The 19,543-nt window shown below is 38.9% G+C and carries 17 protein-coding genes, 1 pseudogene and 1 riboswitch; of the genes and pseudogenes, 13 read left to right on the top strand and 5 right to left on the bottom strand.

Features of this window, described 5'->3' with window-relative positions; genetic code table 11:
- Positions 1 to 73 precede the first annotated feature (73 nt).
- From N1I87_RS12330 to N1I87_RS12285, 10 genes and pseudogenes are all read left to right on the top strand, one after another.
- Positions 74 to 1,239 (top strand): annotated as a pseudogene (locus N1I87_RS12330) (IS256 family transposase).
- Between the two features lie 638 nt (positions 1,240 to 1,877).
- A complete protein-coding gene (locus N1I87_RS12325) occupies positions 1,878 to 2,276 on the top strand; it encodes a DoxX family protein (protein ID WP_040341371.1) in 399 nt (132 codons plus the stop codon).
- 217 nt (positions 2,277 to 2,493) lie between these two features.
- Positions 2,494 to 3,444 (top strand): ring-cleaving dioxygenase, encoded by a 951-nt coding sequence (locus tag N1I87_RS12320; protein ID WP_327824763.1) that lies wholly within the window; start codon positions 2,494 to 2,496, stop codon positions 3,442 to 3,444.
- Positions 3,445 to 3,563: 119 nt separating this feature from the next.
- Positions 3,564 to 4,169: an alpha/beta hydrolase gene (locus N1I87_RS12315; protein WP_341102005.1), complete on the top strand. Its 606-nt coding sequence runs from the start codon at positions 3,564 to 3,566 to the stop codon at positions 4,167 to 4,169.
- 423 nt (positions 4,170 to 4,592) lie between these two features.
- Positions 4,593 to 5,444 carry a VOC family protein gene (locus tag N1I87_RS12310; protein ID WP_270584294.1) on the top strand — a complete coding sequence of 284 codons (852 nt, stop codon included), beginning with the start codon at positions 4,593 to 4,595 and terminating at the stop codon, positions 5,442 to 5,444.
- Positions 5,445 to 5,920: 476 nt separating this feature from the next.
- On the top strand, positions 5,921 to 7,195 hold the full coding sequence (locus tag N1I87_RS12305; RefSeq protein ID WP_341102003.1) for an Nramp family divalent metal transporter: 1,275 nt from the start codon (positions 5,921 to 5,923) through the stop codon (positions 7,193 to 7,195).
- 702 nt (positions 7,196 to 7,897) lie between these two features.
- On the top strand, positions 7,898 to 8,782 hold the full coding sequence (gene galU, locus N1I87_RS12300; RefSeq protein ID WP_341102001.1) for a UTP--glucose-1-phosphate uridylyltransferase GalU: 885 nt from the start codon (positions 7,898 to 7,900) through the stop codon (positions 8,780 to 8,782).
- 29 nt (positions 8,783 to 8,811) lie between these two features.
- Complete coding sequence (locus N1I87_RS12295) at positions 8,812 to 10,503, top strand: DUF6044 family protein (protein ID WP_341101999.1); 1,692 nt, start codon at positions 8,812 to 8,814, stop codon at positions 10,501 to 10,503.
- 22 nt (positions 10,504 to 10,525) lie between these two features.
- The gene (locus tag N1I87_RS12290; protein WP_003354261.1) at positions 10,526 to 11,521 is read left to right on the top strand and encodes a glycosyltransferase family 2 protein; all 996 of its coding nucleotides are present in this window, start codon (positions 10,526 to 10,528) and stop codon (positions 11,519 to 11,521) included.
- A gap of 123 nt (positions 11,522 to 11,644) precedes the next feature.
- Entirely contained in the window at positions 11,645 to 12,058 is a 414-nt protein-coding gene (locus N1I87_RS12285) for a GtrA family protein (protein WP_003354262.1), read from the top strand.
- Between the two features lie 253 nt (positions 12,059 to 12,311).
- On the opposite strand, the gene N1I87_RS12280 is transcribed toward N1I87_RS12285, so the two are convergent.
- From N1I87_RS12280 to N1I87_RS12260, 5 genes are all read right to left on the bottom strand, one after another.
- Positions 12,312 to 12,491 (bottom strand): hypothetical protein, encoded by a 180-nt coding sequence (locus tag N1I87_RS12280; RefSeq protein WP_003354263.1) that lies wholly within the window; start codon positions 12,489 to 12,491, stop codon positions 12,312 to 12,314.
- A gap of 340 nt (positions 12,492 to 12,831) precedes the next feature.
- Positions 12,832 to 14,031, bottom strand: coding sequence for a NupC/NupG family nucleoside CNT transporter (locus tag N1I87_RS12275; protein WP_340397239.1), 1,200 nt, complete (start codon positions 14,029 to 14,031; stop codon positions 12,832 to 12,834).
- Between the two features lie 656 nt (positions 14,032 to 14,687).
- The gene (locus N1I87_RS12270) at positions 14,688 to 15,635 is read right to left on the bottom strand and encodes an L-lactate dehydrogenase (RefSeq protein WP_341101995.1); all 948 of its coding nucleotides are present in this window, start codon (positions 15,633 to 15,635) and stop codon (positions 14,688 to 14,690) included.
- Positions 15,636 to 16,158: 523 nt separating this feature from the next.
- Complete coding sequence (locus N1I87_RS12265; RefSeq protein ID WP_327804432.1) at positions 16,159 to 16,602, bottom strand: YndM family protein; 444 nt, start codon at positions 16,600 to 16,602, stop codon at positions 16,159 to 16,161.
- A 178-nt stretch (positions 16,603 to 16,780) separates the two neighbouring features.
- Positions 16,781 to 17,455 carry an SOS response-associated peptidase gene (locus N1I87_RS12260; RefSeq protein WP_341101993.1) on the bottom strand — a complete coding sequence of 225 codons (675 nt, stop codon included), beginning with the start codon at positions 17,453 to 17,455 and terminating at the stop codon, positions 16,781 to 16,783.
- Between the two features lie 244 nt (positions 17,456 to 17,699).
- Between N1I87_RS12260 and N1I87_RS12255 the strand changes: the two genes are divergently transcribed.
- The 3 genes from N1I87_RS12255 to N1I87_RS12245 all read left to right on the top strand — a co-directional run bounded on the left by N1I87_RS12255 (position 17,700) and on the right by N1I87_RS12245 (position 19,276).
- Positions 17,700 to 18,083, top strand: a complete 384-nt coding sequence (locus N1I87_RS12255; protein ID WP_003354268.1) for a hypothetical protein — start codon at positions 17,700 to 17,702, stop codon at positions 18,081 to 18,083.
- Positions 18,073 to 18,339, top strand: coding sequence for a metal-sensitive transcriptional regulator (locus N1I87_RS12250; protein ID WP_003354269.1), 267 nt, complete (start codon positions 18,073 to 18,075; stop codon positions 18,337 to 18,339). The genes N1I87_RS12255 and N1I87_RS12250 overlap by 11 nt, the downstream gene beginning before the upstream one ends.
- A gap of 265 nt (positions 18,340 to 18,604) precedes the next feature.
- Entirely contained in the window at positions 18,605 to 19,276 is a 672-nt protein-coding gene (locus tag N1I87_RS12245; protein WP_003354271.1) for a type 1 glutamine amidotransferase domain-containing protein, read from the top strand.
- Positions 19,277 to 19,489: 213 nt separating this feature from the next.
- A riboswitch (PreQ1 riboswitch) is annotated at positions 19,490 to 19,533 on the top strand.
- Positions 19,534 to 19,543: the final 10 nt, after the last annotated feature.

The raw sequence follows: 19,543 nt of genomic DNA, 5'->3' as shown, positions 1-19,543 counted from the left end.
TAGTTAGACCAAAAGAAAAAGGTAGGGTATTCTCTGATTTGGCAAAAATCTTAGAGAAAGGAGTACCCTACCTATGTCTAAAAGTATATCGAATATAGATTGGATGAATCAACTGGAAAACGTTATTCGTGAGTTTGTAAAGGAAAAATTAGAGCTGATCATGAAGGAAGAAATCCAGACTTTCCTCGAAATGGAACAAGAGGGAACGTCGAATAGAAGAAACGGCTATTACCATCGAAACCTAGACACGCAGTATGGTCGTATCGAAGGACTTTCTGTTCCAAGAGACCGAAACGGGGAATTTCAAACGCAGCTGTTTGCCCCTTACCAACGCCATACGGGCTGGCTCGAGGAAGCCATCATCAAGATGTATCAAAGTGGTATGAGTACGCGTGAAATTGGCAAGTTTATTGAACGAATTTTAGGCAAGGCCTATTCTCCTTCAACGATCAGTCGTATGACCGATATCGTGAAAGAAGACATTGAGAAATGGCACAAACGTCCCCTGCACAAACGTTATTCTGTCTTATATTTAGACGGCTTGTATGTAAAACTTCGTCGCGATACCGTGGAGAAAGAAGTGGTTTATGTGGTGTTAGGGGTGAACGAAGAAGGATATCGCGAAATTCTTGATTTCTTTGTGGGAGGACAAGAAAGCGCCTATGTATGGCAGGAAATTCTTCAACACCTCTACCAAAGAGGCGTCAAGGAAGTGCTTCTTGGCGTCTTCGATGGCCTTCCGGGGCTGGAGGAAGCCTTTAAGGCGGTGTATCCGAAAGCCGATGTGCAGCGCTGTGTCGTGCACAAAGTCCGCAACACCCTAAATCGTGTTCGGAAAAAAGACCAATTCGAAGTGGCCGAGGATCTCAAGCTGATTTATCGCGCGCCGAATAAGGAGATGGCGTTACAAATGTTTCAACAGTTTGAGTCGAAATGGTCCAGCAAATATCCAAGAGAAGTTCAATCTTGGGCCAATGAGTTGGATGTCCTCCTTACATTTATGGATTATCCAAGCAGTATTCGAAGTGTGATTTACACGACCAATGCCATTGAACGAACGATCAAAGAGATTCGGAAACGTCTAAAGCCGATGAACAGTTTGAGTAGTTTAGAAGCCGCTGAAAAAGTCGTGTATTTGACCATCCAAGATTTTAATGAGAAATGGGCAGGACGAAATTACGAGGATTTGCTGAAGCCTATGAAGCCCTTCAACAAATGTTTGAAAAACGTTATAACTAACCAAATATTGTAAACGAACAAAATAAAGGGATTCTCCCTTTCCACACAGGAGACTGAATATTCAGTCTCCTGTGTGGAGGAAATCGAACCCCTATCCATTCCAAATCCATTTCAGAGATACCCTATCTATCTTACATAACACAAAATTCTTGACGGTACCCAGCTTTTATTCGAATACAATGTGAACTATCAAAATAAAATTCAAAGGAAACCAATGTTTAATGGAGGTTTTGATCGATCTCATAATTCTTCTATCACCATATACTTTATGACAAATGCTTTATTTGAGCCTGCCATCACGCTCATTTTTATTTTGTTCTTTCCTTTTGCGGATTGAACAAAAAATACCATTCAATAAAATTTTCCAATCTACAACATAAGAGTTGACAAATGATTGGATGTGCGTTACTATTATCTCGAATTCAAGATATTTGAATTTAAGATAACGAGGTGGAAGAAAATGAATATAAGGGGGTGTTGGGAAAATAACAAGATGATGATGTCTGTTGGTTTTAGACAGGATGGAATAGTGGAACGTTTCCTTAGCATGAATAAGGAAAGCAGCATCCTAAGCACGGGGTGAGAATGGGCCCCTTCAATATAGATCAAAATAAATTTTAAAGGAGGGAGGAAAAATGATGATGAGTATTGGTTTGTTAATTATTCGTTTAGTGATTGGATTGTCGTTTGTCGGCCATGGAGCTCAAAAATTGTTCGGCTGGTTTGGAGGCTATGGAATAAAGGGCACCGGTCAATGGATGGAATCGATTGGCATTAAACCAGGTGCAACGATGGCTTTTCTGGCCGGTTTAGCAGAATTTGCAGGAGGACTGTTATTCGCTCTAGGATTACTGACACCTCTTGCGGGTATCATGATTGCTGCCACCATGATCGTTGCGATTGCAAAAGTTCACGGACCGAATGGATTTTGGGCGACACAAAATGGTTATGAATTGAATCTTATATTAATTGCAGTTGCCATTGGGATTGCTCTTACAGGTCCTGGCCAATATGCATTGGATGCCGTTCTTTTCTAAAACGATTTTGTCCAAAATGTGAGGGAATCAAAAGAGAATTTAAAGTAAATGAGTATGGAGGGGTAATAGAGTGAATCAGCCATTATAGAATCCATTATAGAAAATTTGCCCCTTCTTTTTTAACATGCAAAAGCGAGGAAGATACTTGTATTTTTAGAAAATGATCCATACTTGCTTCATCAGGAAAGGAATCAATCTATTCAAGGAGAGAAGAATGATGGGGAAGAAAACAAAAGGGATCCATCACATCACAGCCATTGTGGGGAATCCGCAGGAAAATGTCGACTTTTACGCTGGTGTGCTGGGATTGCGATTGGTGAAAAAAACGATTAATTTCGATGATCCGGGCACTTACCACTTTTATTTTGGCAATGAAGCCGGAAAACCGGGCACGATTATCACCTTTTTCCCATGGCCAGATGGGCGCAGAGGGAAAATCGGCGACGGACAAGTGGGAGTGACAACATATGTTGTTCCAAAAGGCGCTATGCTGTTTTGGGAACAAAGGCTCGAGAAATTCCACGTTCCATTTTCCAAACTAGAACGATTTGGCGAACAATATTTACGTTTGAGCGATCCTCATGGGTTGGAAATAGAATTGGTGGAGAGAGAAGAAGGAGACAACAGCCAATGGAGTTTTGGCGGTGTGACCTCTGATGTCGCCATTAAAGGTTTTGGAGGAGCCGTTCTTTTCTCTGCCGATCCTGAAAAAACAGCTGAATTGCTCGAAAACGTACTGGGGCTTGAACAAGCAGGAGAGGAAGGAGAATATATCCGTTTTCGGTCGACAAGCGACATTGGGAATGTGGTTGATTTGAAAACATCTCCAACCGGCCGCGGTCAAGTAGGGGTCGGAACGGTCCATCATATCGCTTGGCGTACAGAGAATGACGAGGATCAGTTGGATTGGAAAGAACGCATCGAAAAACACGGATATCAAGTAACGCCTGTACAGGACAGAAATTATTTTCACTCTATTTACTTCAGAGAATATGGGAAAATTTTGTTTGAAATGGCCACAGACCCACCGGGATTTGCCATTGATGAAGAACCGGAAAAATTAGGAGAAAATTTAATGCTGCCTGAGTGGTATGAACCGTACAGAAGCAAATTGGAACAAATTTTGCCGCCTATTCAAGTAAGAGAATTGGACAAAACTCAGAAGTAAAAATTTCTTTTTAAAAGCAGGACTAGATGATTGGGATTCGATCATTGATCCAATCCATAAGAAAATCGGAAATTGAATGAGCCGTCTTCCTTGTTATGAGGTATGAAAGGAGAAAAATCATGAGACATCTATTTCAACAAGGCCGCGATCCGGCGAAGCCCACTTTTCTTTTGCTTCATGGAACAGGGGGCAATGAATCGGACCTATTGCCTCTTGCCGGTATGATCGCCCCAGATGCTTCCGTTTTAAGCGTACGCGGAAATGTGCTGGAGAACGGAATGCCTCGTTTCTTTAGAAGATTGGCGGAAGGCGTATTCGATGAAAAAGATCTTATGTTCCGTACGAAAGAATTATATGAGTTTCTAGACGAAGCGTCAAAGAAGTATTCATTCGATCGAAATAATATAGTGGCTATTGGATATTCCAACGGAGCTAATATCGCCGCAAGCTTACTGTTTCATTATCAAGATGCGTTGAAAGGAGCCATTCTCTTTCATCCGATGGTTCCAAGAAGAGGGATTAATTTGCCGGATCTGTCAGAGACAAAGGTATTCATCGCAGCGGGCACAAATGATCCCATCTGTTCTCCGCAGGAATCATCGGAACTTCAACTTTTATTAGCACAAGCACATGCGAAGGTTGACATTCACTGGGAGAATAAAGGCCATCAATTAACATTGGGTGAAATTAAAGCCGCTGCTAAATGGTATCAAGAAATGTTTTGATATCTAAAAACCATATATTCTGATATTTTGTGCGAATTTTGAAAAAGATGATGATGCGAAATGGAGCAGCTTTGTGGACAATAAGCAAATGAGAAATGTTTGGCTGAATTGAACAATGAGGAAAACATAGCAGCAACATTAACAATCGGAAAATGGAAGCAGGTTGAATGGAATCATTTTTGAACGTTGTCTGTTTGGCTTTAAAAGAATAAAAACATACTATTATAACGGCAAGGCACGAATGACCACCTCATTCATATATTTTCCAATATATTTTTCATGATCAAGATTGTTACTTACAGTTTTTAATTACAATAATAAAATTACTTACGTAAAGTAACTATATAAATTTTGAAAACTACTTTTTTACAACTGAAGGTAAGTAAATGAATTTCATTATTTATTCGAAGAGAGGGAATTAATATGGAATTTCATCGCCCGCCCCATACGTTTGTGGGACAAGTGGACTTAAAAGTGGCCAATTTAGAACGTTCTCTTGCGTTTTACCAAAACGTGATAGGTTTTCAAATACTGGAACAGTCAAAAAAGAAGGCGGTCCTTACAGCGGATGGAAAAACGCCTCTGGTAACCATTGAGCAGCCGGAAAATGTGATACCGAAACAGCCGCATAGAACCGGTTTGTACCATTTTGCCATTCTACTGCCTACACGTTCGGACTTGGCGAAAGTATTGCTGCATTTTATTCAAATTCGCTATCCATTGCAAGGGGGATCGGATCATCTTGTAAGTGAAGCGCTCTATTTAGCGGATCCTGACGGAAACGGAATTGAGATTTATGCAGATCGTCCATCATCTACATGGAATTGGAACAATGGGGAAGTGGTCATGTCAACCGAGCCGCTGGATGTAGAAAATTTGCTTGCAGAAGGAAGAGATGGATCATGGAAAGGACTTCCTTCAGATACAGTTATTGGACATATTCATTTGCACGTTTCCGAATTGCAAAAAACGGAGCAATTTTATCATGAAGGGCTTGGATTTGATATCGTAAGCCGATATGGTCGACAGGCGTTATTTATCTCGACAGGCGGCTATCATCATCATATTGGATTAAATACTTGGAACGGGGTGGGAATACCTGCGCCTTCAGAAAATAGCGTCGGATTGAAAAAGTTTTCTCTTGTCCTCCCGAGCGATGAAGCTCGAAATCAAATCATCGACCGACTGCGGAAAATCGATGCTTCCGTAACAGAAGAAAACGGTGTATTCGTGACAAAAGATCCTTCAGACAATCAGATTCAGCTTTTGGTGTAAGTTTGAATCATTTTCCAAGATTTTCAGCGGAACTCCAATGCTTTTTGAGAAGTTGATTTTTGAAACCAATAAACGTTCTTGCAGCACTCTTCCTTAAATCGGGTGAAAGAGTGCTGTTTTTTTATAACGGGCCTATGCATGTCTCTTTCATTCTATACGTGAAATGATTTTAGAAAGGAGAAATGAAAACATTTTATATTTTGTCATAATAGATAAGTCCTGAACGGAGCATTGTTGATAGAATAATACTTTCTAGCACAAAATATGGACTGAATATGGATGCTTTGCCATAATGGTGAATGGATTAAGATGTATGGATGTATCTCACCAGGCTATGCGAGTAAGAATTAGTGCAAAATAATTTACATTTTTGCATGAATGATTTAAGATGAAAACAATTATTTTTTCCTTAAGTAAACTTTTTTGTAGAAGTATTAATTTTGGGTGTTTATGCAAAAATGAGAGGATCATTCGTAATGAACAATCATGATAAGAATAAACAAATTATTTATACAGCCCAGGCGGTTTTAGAGGGCAAAATCAAAGGATGGAAAGGCATTTTTCCTTTCTTGGGTCCGGCGTTTATTGCTTCTGTCGCCTATATGGATCCGGGCAACTTTGCAACCAATATCACAGCGGGATCTAAATATGGCTATGCGTTGTTATGGGTGATTGCGGCATCCAATTTAATGGCGGTGCTGATTCAATCTTTATCCGCTAAATTAGGAATTGCAACAGGCCGTAACTTGCCTGAGGTAGCAAGGGGATATTTTCCAAAACCTGTTTCCGTCTTTTTATGGATTCAAAGCGAATTAGTGATCATCGCAACGGATTTGGCTGAGTTTATTGGTTCATCATTAGGGCTTCACTTGCTTTTCGGGGTGCCTATGGTTTCTGCCGCTCTTATCACCGCTTTTGCATCTTTTGTGATTTTGGAATGTCAGCGCCGTGGTTTTCGTTCATTGGAAACCGTGATTGTCGTCATGATTTCCATGGTGGTTTTATCGTTTGCGGTCCAAACGGTTTTGGCAAAACCTGATGTGGGAGCCGTTGCCGAAGGCTTGTTTACGCCGAAGTTTATAGGAGCAGACAGTATTCTGCTCGCTTCCGGCATTCTCGGGGCGACGGTCATGCCTCATGCTATTTACCTTCATTCTTCTTTGACTCAAAATCGTATAGTGGGAAAAGGCGAGTTAGAGAAAAAGAAAATATTTCAATTTGAGTTTTTGGACATCCTTTTTGCGATGTTAATATCGGGTGCCATCAATATGGCCATGTTGATTGTAGCCGCGGCCTTATTCCATAAAAATGGTTATGTTGTAGAAGATTTGGACAAAGCCTTTTACCTTTTCCATCATTTATCCGGTACTGCAGCTGCCGCTTTTTTTGGTTTTGGTTTGTTGATTGCTGGCTTGTCGAGCTCTTCCGTCGGGACGATGGCCGGTGATGTGGTGATGCAAGGATTTATTAACAAAAGAATACCTATTTATGTCCGGCGAATCATTACGATGGTGCCGCCGTTGGCCATTATTATAAGCGGCATTAATCCTACAAAAGCGTTGGTCGTCAGCCAAGTTGTTTTATCTTTTGGCATTGCTTTCGCTTTAATTCCGCTCATTATTTTTACAAGCAAGCGAAAAATTATGGGGATTCTTGTGAATCATCGCCTGACAACCGTCATTAGCTGGATGGTCGCAACGCTAGTCATTTTACTAAATCTTTTTATCCTTTTTCATACCCTTGTTGGATAGATTTAAAAAATAGAATTGTGTCCATCCATCAGATGCACTGCCATATAATCATAAATGAGTAAAACCTTTACGAATTTCAGCATAAAATGAGGATTCGTAAAGGTTTTTTTATGAATAAGATGTAATAGTGAGCTTGTTCTAGGTTCATTCTTCCACTGGCGTTCTCTATTGTTAAAAGTCTGCTTTTTCATTAACCTGTATAAGGACTCTTTTTTAATCTCCTTTTCAGCCTTTGCCGGGATTACTGCTTTTTCGTCTTGAAACCGGGATTATAATAAAACGTGGAATGGATGAAGGGGGAAATGGTTACAATGCCGATCTTTCGGGAGCTTGGAGAAGTCGTGCGATCTATTCTATTATTTTCAAAGAATGGGTTTGAGATATTATCTATATTGTAATAATGGATAGAAAATAAAAAATTCCGGCAGAACTTTTAATGGTATAGATAGGTCTTTTAGAATGTCATCATCATGATGACATTTCATTTTGATCGTACGGTCGATGGAGAGGACGAGTGAATGGACTGTATCCATGATCGCCTAACTTCCGAACTCATATTGGATTCTTCCCGAAAATCAACAAGGGCTAAAATCTTTTTTCTTGCGAGATAGGATTTTTAGAAGATATGAGTTTTTCTACCGTTGAACGAATGGTGAAAATGATAAAAAGACCAATTTTTCATCCAAGGGAGAGTGCAACGTCATGAAATCAGTAAAAAAAGCGATCATCCCGGCTGCCGGGTTGGGAACACGTTTTTTGCCTGCGACAAAAGCGATGCCAAAAGAAATGCTTCCCATTGTTGATAAGCCTACCATTCAATATATTGTGGAAGAAGCCATTCATTCTGGGATTGAGGATATTATCATTGTGACCGGCAAAGGAAAACGTGCGATAGAAGACCATTTTGATCATGCATTTGAATTAGAAAAAAACCTTTATGACACAGGAAAGCTGGATTTGTTGGAAAAGGTTCAGCAATCATCGAACATGGTTGACATCCATTACATTCGTCAAAAAGAACCGTTGGGTTTGGGCCATGCGGTTTGGTGTGCTCGTAAATTTATTGGAGACGAGCCTTTTGCCGTGTTATTAGGGGATGATATTGTGGAATCGGAAACTCCTTGCATCAAGCAGCTAATGAATGTATATGAAAAAACGGGAGCATCCGTCATTGGAGTTCAGCCTGTTCCTTTGGAAGAAAGTCATCGTTATGGAATGATTGACCCGATGGCTCAGAATGGCCGACTGTATGAAATCAAAAATTTAGTGGAAAAACCGAAAAGAGGACAAGCCCCTTCTAATTTAGCGATCATGGGTCGTTATATTCTGACGCCAGAAATCTTTTCTTACCTAGAAAAACAAGAAAGAGGGGCAGGGGGAGAAATTCAGCTTACCGACGCCATTCAAAAATTGAGCAAGACTCAAAAAGTGTTTGGCTACTGCTTTGAAGGGAAACGATATGATGTCGGAGAAAAATTGGGCTTTATTTTGACGACTATTGAGTTTGCTTTAAAAAATGAAGAATTAAGAGAGCCTATACTAGAAAAATTGAAACAACTGATAAAAAAAGAAGAGAGAATGGTTTAAAACAAATAGATGGGGTGCGTGTAAACGGAATGATGGCAAAATTAGCTTCGAATTGGACGAAAGAACAAAAATGGATTATTATTGCTTTTGCATTAATTGGAGTATATCTCCTTCCTATGTATGTATTAGGGGAAAATTCACATATTCGGGTTCATGATAATATGGACTCGAACATTGCTTGGTATAGGGTGTTAAAGCGAAGCGGGGAATTATTCGGACCTATTAATGCTACCATTCCACAAGTAATCAATGGGTTGCCGCGTAATGCATACGGTACGGAGTTTAGTGGGATCGAATGGCTGCATCATTTGTTTCCTCCAATGTTAGCTTACGCATTAAGCCAAACGATCACACGGATATTCGCTTTTATAGGCATGTATTTGCTTTTAAAAAGACATTTTGTTAAAGCGGACGATGCTTATCTAATTCGAGTGGGAGTGTCGCTTGCTTTTGCGCTGACTCCTTTTTGGCCTTCCGGCATGTTAAGCACGCTTGGACAGCCGCTTGCTTTATGGGCATTTTTGAATATAAGAGAACGAAAAGCGACTTGGAAAGAATGGTTGACGATTACTTTGCTTCCTTTCTATTCAAGCTTCGTTTTAGGGTTTTTCTTTTTTCTGGTAGCCATGGGGCTCCTTTGGCTGCGCGATGTGATTGTCAAACGTGATTGGAATCTCAAGTTTTTTGGCAGCATCGTGTATATGACTTTCCTTTTTTTAGCAATTGAATATCGGCTGGTTTATTCGCTGGTGTTTCCGACAGAACCGACGAGCCGGAATGAATTTGTCAGTTCTAAATTAGGATTTTGGCATTCTGTTCGTCTTGTGTTTAAGAACTATTTCTTAGGGCATACGCACGTAATGACCCTGCACACTTTTGTGATTGTTCCGCTTTCTTTTATCGTCATGGCGATCATTATTCAGAAGAAACAATGGAATCAAGAAAGAAACTATATTCGTTTGTTTATCCTTAACTTCGTATTATCGGTCTGGTATGCCTTCTGGTTTTACAAAGGATGGGAGCCATTAAAAGAAAGGTACCAATTGCTAAATACGTTTAATTTTGCTCGTTTCCATTTTTTACGGCCAATGATCATTTACGTGATGTTCGCGGTAGGTGCTTATATTCTCTGGAAAAAAGGGGTTCAATGGAAAAGATTTGTGAAGGTATGTTTAGTGCTGCAGCTTCTTATACTTTTTGCAGCCAATCCAGAGATTTATTATCGTGCCAATCACTCGCCGTCTTTTAAACAGTTTTATGCCACTCATCAGTTTGAAGAAATAGCGAAATATATCGGAAAACCAAAATCTTCTTATCGGGTGGCGAGCATAGGGCTTCACCCTGCCATTGCCCAGTATAACGGTTTTTACACATTGGATACCTATAATAATTTTTATCCTTTGTCGTACAAGCACCAATTTAGGAAAATCATTGCGAAAGAACTGGAGAAAAATAAGGAGTTGGAGACATACTTTGATCAATGGGGCGGCAGATGCTATATTTTTGTAAGTGAATTAGGAAAGCATTATGACTTCCGAAAAAATAGCAAGAAAAAAATTCATCATCTTCAATTGAACATTGATCAATTTAAGAAAATGGGCGGACAGTATATATTTTCATCCGTGCCCATTATGAATGCGGAGGAGGACGGCCTTCACTTTTTAAAGGCTTTCGACGATCCGGATTCAGCGTGGAGAATTTACTTATACAAAGCAAAATAAAGAATTCTGAGGAGGAATTTCTTTGAATTACCCAGTTTTAACCATCGTCGTTCCTTGCTATAACGAAGAAGAGGTTTTTCAAGAAACGTCTAAACAATTAACACAGGTGATCAAAGAATTAATCGATGAACATTTAATTTCAAAAGAAAGCAATATTTTATTTGTGGATGATGGCAGTCGAGACCGTACTTGGGATTTGATTGAAGCAGAAACGAATCAAAATATTTATGTAAAAGGTTTAAAGCTTGCTCGAAATGTCGGGCACCAAAATGCCTTGTTGGCGGGATTAGCAACCGCCAGCAAACAAGCCGACTGCGTGATTTCCATTGATGCGGATTTGCAAGATGATATTCGTGCCATCCGTACGTTTGTAGAAAAATATTGGGAAGGTTACGACATTGTATATGGAGTACGAAATAAACGAGATACCGATACGTTTTTTAAACGGACAACCGCTGTCGCGTTTTATCGGCTTATGAACAAAATGGGCATTAACCTTATTTTTAATCATGCAGATTTTCGCCTTATGAGTAAAAGAGCTTTGGAAGAATTACTAAAATATAAAGAAGTGAACCTTTTCCTTAGAGGGATTGTGCCGTTAATCGGCTTCCCATCTACTAAAGTGATGTATGATCGAAAGGAACGTTTCGCCGGGGAATCTAAATATCCTTTGAAAAAAATGCTGGCATTTGCTTTTGATGGAATTACATCGTTTAGTGTAGCTCCCATTCGATTTGTGACGTTATTAGGGTTTCTTTCTATTCTTTTAAGTATTTTGATTGGTGGATATGCTCTTATTCAAGAATGGCGGCACCATACCGTATCAGGATGGACTTCTCTCATGCTCTCCATTTGGTTGATTGGGGGCTTGCAATTATTGGGGATTGGACTGATTGGAGAATACATTGGAAAAATCTTTAAAGAAGTAAAAAAACGTCCTCGATACGCGATCGAAACGGACTTGTATACAAAAGAAGCGAAACAATCATCTCCTGCTCCTAAAACATCCGAGAATTGATCATCGAGGAGGTCCAGCTCCCAATCAGGCCTCCTCGAATTTTTGTGAAATCCTGACAGCGTTCGAATGACGTGACGGGCTATGGTTTTTGCCTTCCGGTCAAAAGACGAAGGAGGTATCTTTATGTGGGATCATCTAAAAGAAAAAATGGGAATGCTTCTGAAGTTTTGTACGGTAGGAGTTGGAAATACACTTATTGATTTTATCGTCTTTTTTGTCCTCACCGGTTTACATGTCCATTACTTATGGGCGCAAGGGTGTTCTTATCTTGCCGGTATGATTAATAGCTACGTATGGAACAGGAATTGGACTTTTAAAGCAGAAGAAAAAGCGAACATTCAAGAGCTGCTTCGATTTCTAACCATTAATTTGGCTGCCTATGCGACTACTCTTCTTTTACTTTCTTTATTTAAGCAAAAGTTTGAATGGCCACTGGCTGTAAGTAAGATTTTTGCAACATTGTGTGGGATGGCCATTACTTTTATGGGCAGCCGACTTTGGGTATTTAAAAGCGGTTTGTCTAAAGGCCAAAGCTAAAGAAGGGTATTCCATATTTACCTTTAAAAAATCGCTCTTTCTGAATGATCATTGAATGCTAGTTTTCCATTTTCTTTTTTCATGCGAAAAAGAGGCTCGGAACATTGGGGCGTTTGACCATTGTGACGAGCCTTTTTTATAAAAACTTAAAAGCGGATTCATTGTGTATAAGCTTTGAAGCACATGATCGAGATATTGGGGTTATTTGATTGCTTGAATGCAAATCCTTGCCTAAAGATTAGTTGAAAGAAGATTATTCCGTTTTTTGTTCATCGAGATCAGCGCCCGTTTCTGATTGTTCCAATATATGATTTAATTCACCGATATCCCCTTTTGCATTAATGATTTCAATGAGTTGATTTAAACCTTGCGTCGTTTTATCAGATTCCTCTTGATTCAAGCTGTCAGTAGTTTTATTTTCCGCGCTTTTCATAATAATCCTCCCATCCATTAAGCTATTAGTAGTTTTTCAAAAAAGGAGTTGTTTATACTGACTTTTTGAAAACCTTTTGATGAATATTCGGCGAGGTAAATGTGAAACTGTCACCAGGGAAAGAAAAGTAGAAGGTATTTTCTTCAATTTTTTCTTTTTTAAGAGAAAATCTGCAGCTGGATAGCCCTAATAACAACGTTGCCAAATAAATTTCGTAATAGAAAAAGAGGATGACTTGAAAAAGATCATTTTTCATGACCTTCTGAGTCATCCTCGACTGAAAGAGAAGTATATTCTTTTCCAATGAACAGAAAAACAGTTGAATTTCTCTGGAAAGTCCTTATCTTACAAACAACCCTACCACCATCGCAGTTAAAAAGGAGACCAAAATACCTGAAACGAGCAGACGCCAAATATTTTTGGCGATTAGTTTTGTTTTCTCCTCATTGAATAATGATTTCACGCTTCCCAAAATAATTCCTACAGTAGAAAAGTTACAAAAAGAAACAAGAAACGTGGAAATGACAGCCTCTGTGTGCGGATTCAGCTTATTAAGTATAGGGTGTAGTTTCCCCATTGCTACAAATTCATTCGTCGCTAATTTTTCACCCATAAATTGAGAAACGGTAAATACTTGGGAATGTGTAACTCCCATTAAATAGGCAAAAGGCGAAAAAAGTACGGCAAAGATATTTTCCAGTGAAAGGTTTTTATGAATCAATCCTAAAACGCTGTCGCTGGCAGTAATTAATGCTGTAAATCCGATCAGCATGGTGGCGATGATTAAAGCTAGTTTTCCTCCAGTCAGCATACTGTCTGCCAACATATCGAAGAAGTTTCTTTTCTCTCCGGATTTTGCAGGGTTGTAAACGACGTCTTCTTCTTTCGACACTTTATATGGATTTAAGAATGATGTAATGATTAATGCTCCAACGGCATTTAATGGAATGGCAACTAATACATATTTAGGATCGATGAGCTGCATATATCCGCCGAGAACTCCAACGCTGACACAAGACATTCCTACCATACAGGCGGTCAGCAGCCGTTTATCATCCATTTTGTTCAGTTGTTGCCTCGTTACCGCCAACGCTTCGTTGTTTCCTAAAAACATGACTTGAGTAGCAAAAAAACTTTCAAAGCGGGGAGCACGCGTCAATTTAGAAAGCACAAAACCGATGCCGTTGATTAAAGCTGGAAGGATGCCGAAATAAGTTAAGATATCGAAGAAGGCAACAATAAAAATAATCGGCATTAATACGCTCATGAAAAAGGACGGTGTACCATTTAAAGATACTAGGTCACCAAAGACGAAATTGATACCGGACATAGAGCAATGGATAAGCCATAAGAAAAACTTTGAAACGATTTGGATGAATTGTCCACCTATTTTAGTGGTTAACATAAACCAAGTAATAACCAATTGAATAACAAACATCAAAAGGATAGAGACAAAATCTATGCCTTTACGATTGATAGAGCATAAATAGGCAATAGCAAAAACAACGATAATTCCAATGATGTTAATGATAAAAGACAATGAAATTCCTCCCTGAACCTACGCACGTTTGATGAATAAAAGATTTTAAGCGTTCTTATGTTGTCCGGTCTTTTTTCGTTTATACTTTTCGAGCGTATTAGTGAATCGATTTTAAAAAACATACAAAAATCGACGTCAAAATCCCCCGCAACGACGAAATAAAATTCTAAAAATAATAAATAGTCGTTTCAAATTAAATTTTAAATGCAGGGTGGGGAATATGCAAGATCAAATAAGTGTAAAAAATGCGCATTTTCAAGGGGATTATTGACAGTTCAAAAAGAAGTTTTTAATTTTTGAAATTTTAAAATTATAGTGAACATAGAAAAAACTAAAGCAGAATCTATATAATGCCAAAAAACGCCAGTTTCGTTTATTCAATCAACATATCATTTCTTCATACATGGAACCATTTCGGCGTCCAGAACGATGCGGAAATGCAACTAAAATTCGAAAAATAACGATCGTTTTGATTAAATCGAGTTGAATACACCTTGCCCTCTCAAATGAGCTTTTGCATGCTTTTGTCTTCTCAGAATCATGGTTTATGATAGAGAGAAACTGGAAATAAACTTCTTAAGCCCGCCAAAAGACAGGGCATATATAAAGGGAGCGGAATAAGCATTTCACTTAAAACGCTCCCTTTGTATGGTCGTTTAAGAAAGTACTTTATTCATCGTTTCTTTCAAAACAGCGGCTGAGTGGTTGAATTTTTCTTTTTCTTCTTCATTTAATTTCATTTCGATGATTTCACGAACCCCATTTCGGTTAACGACGGCGGGTGCACCGATGTAAAGATCTTCTTGACCGTATTCTCCTTCAAGCAGAACGGATACAGTCAGAATGCTGTTTTCATTCTGAAGGATCGCTTTAGTGATGCGGACAAGAGACATTCCGATTCCGTAATAGGTGGCTCCTTTTCTTTCGATGATATGGTATGCAGCATCCCGTACGTTTACAAAGATCTCATCCAGATCTGCTCTAGTGATTTCACCCTTTTTGATAAAGGAATCGAGTGGTTCAATACCAATAGTAGCATGGCTCCAAACCGGAAGTTCTGTATCGCCGTGTTCACCAATAACAACTGCGTGAATATTTCTTGGATCGACCTTTAAACGTTCTCCAAGTTGAAAGCGCAGCCGGGCTGAGTCGAGTACAGTGCCGGAACCGATGACACGTTCTTTAGGAAGTCCTGATTCTTTCCAGGTCACATAAGTAAGAATGTCGACCGGATTTGTAGCTACTAGGAAAATTCCGTCAAATCCGCTGTTCATAATATTTCGAATTATCTCTTTAAAAATCTTAGTGTTTTTTTCTACTAATTGCAGACGGGTTTCTCCCGGTTTTTGTGCTAATCCGGCTGTTATGACAACTAAATCAGCTTGTCTACAATCTTCATAATCTCCATTCCAAATTTTTGCAGGAGAAGGGGCGAACGGTATTCCGTGATTAAGGTCCATGGCTTCGCCTTCCGCTTTTGCTTTGTTGACATCTATCAATACTATTTCTTCAGCTACACCTTGATTGATTAGGGAGTAAGCATAGCTGCAACCTACTGCACCAGTTCCAACGATAACAACACGATTTACTTTTTCTTTTTTCATGATAAGAAACTCCTTTCATCATTTCTGGTTGATGTGAAATGTGTGAGAATCTAACCAAACCCATATGTAAAAAATGGTTTACATAGGGTAAGTCTACAAGTTTATGTACTATTAGAATATAATTTCTTGTTAGCAGTAAATGTTATGCCAACATTCATTTAAAAGATGCTGCAGCCAAAGACACACGTGAAAGGGTACGGTTCTTCATAAAACGTTGATAATTTAGAAGGAAAAGGAATGGCTGCAGCGATTTACAAGTTCATTATACAACACTAAATGTGAATTTATTCACAATATAAATGAATAATTTGTGAACTTTTTCACACACTGATTTTTTTATTTTTGGATGAAACCATTTTTTTGGAAACAGGATGAATCGGCGTTTTCTTGCAAAAAAAACGGGCGAATGGGAAATAGGGCCAACACGTTTTAAAGTCCATACAAAAACCCCTTATAGTCATTTAGGTATCATTCGTTTCTTTCATTTCCGTTGCCTATAAGGGGATCTAATCAAATGACCAATTTATTCTTTTTTATCGTTAAAATCATGATCTTCCGAAAACTCGGCGTTATATGCCAGTTTTTGATTGGCTCCCATTTTTGTCCGTCTGTTCGTTTGAACGTCCGGAAAACGATTCAGAATAAATTGATGAATAAACGCTTCTGCTATTGTGATGATAACGGCTGAAATAATGCTTCCCCAAGCAATCTGCATATAGTTATTAAGAAGAATACTGCCAAAAATCCAAACGCTCGTATAGGCAAGAAGAAAATCAACTATTGATGCAGACGTATTTCCAAAATAGGGAAGAATCAACCGATCTCCTATTAAAAAAGACATAATCGTCGTCAGTAAGCTGAAAGAAAAAATATCCAAATAGGTAGCATCAAAAAATAGATCGAGACCTACTGCAAATGCGATGAGGCAAGCAATAAATTTTATAAGTAAAATGCCAGCATATTTCATCATTGAATCCTCCTTTGTCCATATTTTGAATCAAAAATCAGAATTTTATACTTGCCTCAAATATTTTTCTGAAAAACAACGAAGACATTTCACTCGATCGAATTCAGAAAAGGATTCGTTTATTGAAATCTTCTCTATAATCGTGATGAAAAAGGGGAAAAGAAAGCCTTAAAACTTCCTAGTCAATGGGCTGAATTAGATCGGGCGAGTTATTTTTCGGTGAATTGACTAATTGAGAAACTTCGTACGCTTCCACCCATTGCTCATCATAAGGCTTTAATAAATTCTTTAATTTTTGAGGGTCGCTAATAGTTGGATCCAACCATAACGGTTCATCCTGCGGTTTTAATATCACTGGCATTCTGTCATGAATAGACGCCATGAGAGGATTAGATTTGGTTGTAATGATGGTGCAAGAAAATATCGAGTCGCCATTCGGCGATTTCCATTGTTCCCATAATCCAGCCATCGAAAATAACTCGTGGGATTTTAATAAAATTCTCATCGGAATCTTTTGATTGTTCACTCGTTTCCATTCGTAAAAGGAATCGGCTACAATAAGGCAGCGTTTTTTTTGAAACGCATGCCGATAACTAGGTTTTTCAGTAAGAGTCTCAGCTCTGGCATTCACTAATTTATGGCCGATGGACGCATCTTTTGCCCAAGGCGGAATTAATCCCCATCTTAAAAAGCCCATTCGGTTGGTTTGACCATCATTGATGACGGCTAGAACCGATTGGGAAGGGGCTATATTGTAGCTTGAGGAATAATCTTCATCCTTAAATGAATATTCAGCGCTAAAACGTTCAGCAATTTCTGCAATGGAAGCCGTCAGTGTAAATCGTCCACACATACCATTCACCTCAAAAAAAGTATTATATATTGTAGCAGTTACATGTAGTAGAGATAGGATGAAAATGGTTTTGAGCATCCAATAGACGTTCATTCTTATTGAATGTTCAGCAATTACAAGAAAATACGATGTAAGATGCGGCAAAAGCCTCATGGTTCATAATAAATCAATCTGCTTGACTAAACACCCCATAGGGTATACTATCCATTGTGAGTATAAAATATACGAGATATGGGAGATGCTTATGGTTGGATTGCTGATATTATTCATCATTTTTATTTGCTTAAAAGAACTTTATAAACGTTACTATCCGGTTAAAGGCATTCCGTGTATAGATCAAAGGAAACAGCGCCAAGATGGCCAAATTACGTTCTTGGATATCAGGGACTATAATGAAGTCATGAAAACGGACGGTCATACATCTTTGAATATTCCATATGCATACTTAAAACGTTTTTATAAAGATATTCCCAAAAACAACATTCATTTGATTGCGCAAGATCCACTGGAATTGAATCTAGGTCTTCGGTTTTTAGCGAGAAAAGGGTTTAAAGTTAAAAGTTATTCATTATCGAACTGTTCGTGTGATCAAAAAAGGATAAAGGGGATAGCCGGGAATGGAGTATAGTAAAGATATTAAAAACCGCTTAAAGCGAATCGAAGGACAAGTTCGCGGAGTACTTCGTATGCTGGACCAAGAGGAAGATTGTAAAGAAGTAATTACCCAATTAAGTGCAGCAAGAAGTGCTTTGGATCGGGCGATTGCACTAATAGTGGCGACAAACTTAGAAAAATGCATTCGTGAACAAATGGAAGAGGGAGAAGATCAAGCTCGTTCTGAGGTCATTAAAGAAGCGGTGCAGCTTCTCGTAAAAAGCAGATAAATCGATTAACTGGCTGGCATTTGGCATTTAAAGCAAAGTGTCCATGAATTTGGATGGCTATTCGAAAGTGTAATAAGAGGTGGCTCTCTGCATTTCAAAAAAGGGAATATCAGCAAGGCAGTTTGAAGGTCATAGAATATGGATTGGACCTTTAATAACGATTTTAAGGTTCATCAAACCGAAGCATATCTTTTGTTTTATCGGGAAAGAATCATTATAGTAAATTCGAAAACGTCATGAGACTCAATTAAAGGAGGTACATCAAATGGCGAACAATAAACGTATTCTCATGGTTGTGACGAACCATACAACGATTACGGATGATCACAAGACGGGACTTTGGCTGGAAGAGTTTGCGGTGCCTTATTTGACCTTTAAGGAAAAAGGATATGATGTCAAAGTAACGAGCATTAACGGCGGAGAAGTTCCTCTTGATCCAAATAGCATAAAAGAAAAAAATCCGGATTGGGTTGAAGCGGAAAAAGAATTAAAAAACACAGCGAAATTAAGCAAAGAAGATGCCGCTGGATTTGATGCAGTGTTCCTCCCTGGAGGGCATGGCACCATGTTTGATTTTCCGGATAATGAAACGTTGCAATATGTATTGCAGCAATTCGCCGAAGATGGAAGAGTCATTGGCGCTGTTTGCCATGGTCCGGCGGGGCTTGTCAACGTCACCTATAAAGACGGTACTCCATTAGTGAAAGGGAAAAAAGTAGCCGCTTTTACGAATGAGGAAGAAAGGGAAACGCAGCTGGACAGACATATGCCATTTTTACTGGAATCCAAGCTGCGTGAAAAAGGGGCGAACTTTGTTTCAGGTGAAAAGTGGTCCGATTTCTCTGTCCGCGACGGAAATTTGGTAACAGGACAAAATCCACAATCCAGCAAAAGCACGGCTGAAAAAGTGATTGAAGCGATTGAAAATCCGGAATAACAGACCTGAAACTGTTCTAAATAGAAGTTGAATTTACGATTTTTCACACCGTTCGTTTTGTTGGAACGGTGTGTTTTCTTTGTGAATGGAAAAAAAAGACAAATAATTGAATGAATCCTGATGGTAGTCGAATTTATAAAAATATGCTATAGTAAACAATCAGAATGATGAATGATCATTTGAACAACTCCATAAGAAATCCGTGCATAACGCACGGGAGAGGTTCGCGAACTCCCTCTATAAAAAACTAAGGAGACATCCAGCCAG

Origin of the sequence: Bacillus sp. FSL W8-0102 (genome assembly GCF_038007225.1) — a bacterium.
Lineage (GTDB): Bacteria > Bacillota > Bacilli > Bacillales > DSM-4216 > Bacillus_O > Bacillus_O smithii.
This window is presented reverse-complemented; position numbering and strand designations above follow the sequence as displayed.